This window comes from Tardiphaga sp. (genome assembly GCF_028290495.1).
GTDB lineage: Bacteria > Pseudomonadota > Alphaproteobacteria > Rhizobiales > Xanthobacteraceae > Tardiphaga.
This window is the reverse complement of sequence record NZ_JAQGJT010000204.1, coordinates 1-2,643: the sequence shown is the minus strand read 5'-3', so window position 1 is coordinate 2,643 and position 2,643 is coordinate 1. Positions and strand designations below refer to the sequence as shown.

3 protein-coding genes and 1 pseudogene are annotated in these 2,643 nt (G+C 56.8%); 2 read left to right on the top strand and 2 right to left on the bottom strand.

The window, feature by feature from the left end; all coding sequences use genetic code 11:
• Nucleotides 1-287 (bottom strand): transposase (locus tag JWQ24_RS28005; protein WP_299815717.1); only part of this gene is annotated, 287 nt, incomplete at its 3' end.
• A gap of 563 nt (nt 288-850) precedes the next feature.
• Here JWQ24_RS28005 and JWQ24_RS28000 point away from each other — a divergent pair.
• Nucleotides 851-1,399, top strand: coding sequence for an alpha-ketoglutarate-dependent dioxygenase AlkB (locus tag JWQ24_RS28000; protein WP_299815714.1), 549 nt, complete (start codon nt 851-853; stop codon nt 1,397-1,399).
• 297 nt (nt 1,400-1,696) lie between these two features.
• Here JWQ24_RS28000 and JWQ24_RS27995 read toward each other — a convergent pair whose 3' ends face one another.
• Entirely contained in the window at nt 1,697-2,170 is a 474-nt protein-coding gene (locus tag JWQ24_RS27995; RefSeq protein ID WP_299815711.1) for a nuclear transport factor 2 family protein, read from the bottom strand.
• A gap of 213 nt (nt 2,171-2,383) precedes the next feature.
• On the opposite strand from JWQ24_RS27995, the pseudogene JWQ24_RS27990 reads away from it, so the two are divergent.
• Nucleotides 2,384-2,511, top strand: a pseudogene (locus JWQ24_RS27990) (integrase); the annotation flags it as partial.
• Between the last annotated feature and the right edge of the window lie 132 nt (nt 2,512-2,643).

Sequence of the window (2,643 nt, the reverse complement as noted above, 5' to 3'; positions counted from 1 at the left end):
AGCGTCTCGCCAGTGAAGACCTGCCAATAGGGGTTCTCGACCCATTGCCACACGACCTCCTCATCAGACAGGTCAAATGCGTGTTGCAGATAAAGCAGGCCCGCGATCAGGCGTGGTGATGTCGCGGGTCGTCCGGCACGGGACACGAAGCTCTCGCTCATCGCGGCGCCCAGGTGCTCCCAATCGATCAAGCCAGCCAAGCGCACCAGAGGATGCTTCAAATTGATCTGCTCAAGCAGCGGTTGTCGGAAAAAATCTCGCTCTGTCACACGTGCTTTCGGACCCATTCGGACCTCGTCAGAATTTGCAGGGTTTTAAACGTTAATGTGCTCATATCCTGCAATTCCAGCAATCGGTTTCGCCCTTAAACTCCCGCCAGTAAAGGCTTTGACGATTGTTCAGGGCGGACTAAATAGCAAGAAACGGAGTGTTTGTATCGAGCGGCTGCCATAGATTGATCATTCAATCCCGCAGTAGCCGAGGTCGGCGCACGACGGAGGGCGCGATCGAACCTCGCCCATCACGCGCGCGCCCAATACGTCAATCCTCTCATCGGCATCGCGTTCGCCTGTCTTTCATTGAATGGGGTTTAACCATGCTGCCATTTCTCTCGCTTCACGCTCTCGCTGCCCAACGCGGTGACGGACTGCGCCCTGAACTTCTAGCTCTATTTGAACGGCATGCCGGATTAGAGACCGGTCTCGCTGCCGTGATCGAACCAGACGAAACAGAGCCCCTTAACCAGGTGGTGGACGTCGTGTCCAAAGAGCCAGTGAAGTAGTGCGGGGCTGCTGCCAACTACCCGAACGGCTTCCTGGAGCCCTTTTACTTTTCTGACATGCAAATTCCTATGACTGACAAGGCTCACTTGATGATCGACTACCCTGACTATCTCGCTCTCGAGCATGGCGCTTTTATATTGCGTGGGTTTGCGCTGCGCTACGGGCAAGAAATGCAGCGCGGCCTAGCCGAGCTACAAAAATCGCCACTTAATCGCCCCTCTGTAACGCCGAGTGGACTGAGCATGTCCGGCGACTCCACAACATGTTTTCATCTGGGCTGGACGACAATCGAGCGAAGTAAAGATCATTCTCTAATCGACGTGCCGCGTGCGGCAATGCCAGAAGTATTGAGGAGTTTAGGGCGGGACGCCGCCGCTGCTGTGGGCTTCAATAACTTCGCCCCTGACGTCAGTCTGGACAGTCACTCTTCGCCAGGCGCGCGCGTCTCTTTGCATCAGGAGATGAGCTGGCCAGAAGGTGGCGCGCCTATCGTTGCATTTGTATTGGGAATGGCTAGCGCATTTCTCTTCAAGGAGCATGAGTCTCCGGTGGACGCTCGCAGGATCAACCTTTGGCACGGCGATGTCATCGTGTGGGGACCGGCAGGCACCGCTTGAGTCATTTGCACTTTCGACGTTAGCCTCCGGCCGCGTTCGATAGCGGCGCGGACGGGAAAACGGGGCTGCGATGACATCGCAAGTGCGGTTGTGAATGACCGCTTGCCACCCAGAACCGACCACCCGAGCCGCGTAGGACGGTCGTCCGTTGTGGGTCGGCAAGACGCATTCCGGTGTCCCGTCACCCGACATTCTCAGACGCGCGAATTCTGGATACCTGCCGACCGAAAGTGGCCGCTCCCAGTTATTGAAGAGTGCTGAACTCAGGGGCAGGTCTTCGCCGCAGCAAGCGGCCGCTTACTGAAGCACTTTGTTCGGCGTTGCGCTAAACGAGATGAACCGGGCAATGGACCACTTGCCATCGGGCTGCCGTTTGAAAATGTCCATCCCCGCTTCGGTACTCACGCTCGACTTGACACCTTTCTGCGCAGTAAGTGTCCAGAACAGCCGGACTATGGCGATATCCCCGGAAACAATGATCTCGCGAAGATCGGGACTGTCGTAATGAAGTTGCAAATCAGGTTTTGCCAGCACGGCACTGAGCCTCCCGCGGAGCGCGTCTCGACTACCATCAAGCGCTTCGGGAACGGTCGAAATCAAGTCGGGGGAACACGTCGCAGACCCCTGCAGCATCGCGAGCGTTGAACGCCTCCGTCCAACGCAGCAGCCGATTGTGATGGCGGCCGTGTCTGAATCGACATCCGCGCGAGCTGGAGTCGCCGCGCCGACGGCGGTAAACACGATGGACATCGCCAGCAGCAAACTGATCAAGGGAGGTCTGCAATCAATGGGTTTTGTCGAGGTTTTATAGGGAACAGATCCCGCAAGTAGTTGACAGCAATGAAGGCGGGTAGGCGTTGACACCAAAGAGAGCCCATGGTCGTCCGGCGCAGACCTGCCAGGAAACGGTCTGCCGCGATCCGTTCCGAAAAGTCCGCTTTGGAGAGATGCACTGCCGTTCGATGTGAATTCCCCTCTAAACACTATCGCTGTACGAAAGATCTCCGGGCCGTACAACTAATGTCCGGCCATACCAACCTGAGAGCACAGTGCGATACCTCGGCATCGAAGTCGACGACGCGCTCGAGATGGCCGAACAAACGGAAGACTGAGCGGCTGGCTGACGCATACGAGCATTCCGTCTTCTCGCACGTTTCCTGCGAACTGCATTTCGCAGGAAACAGATGAACATCGACAAGCAAAACAGCCCCCACCGCTGGAATAAACCCCGCCCCTTGTTCGTT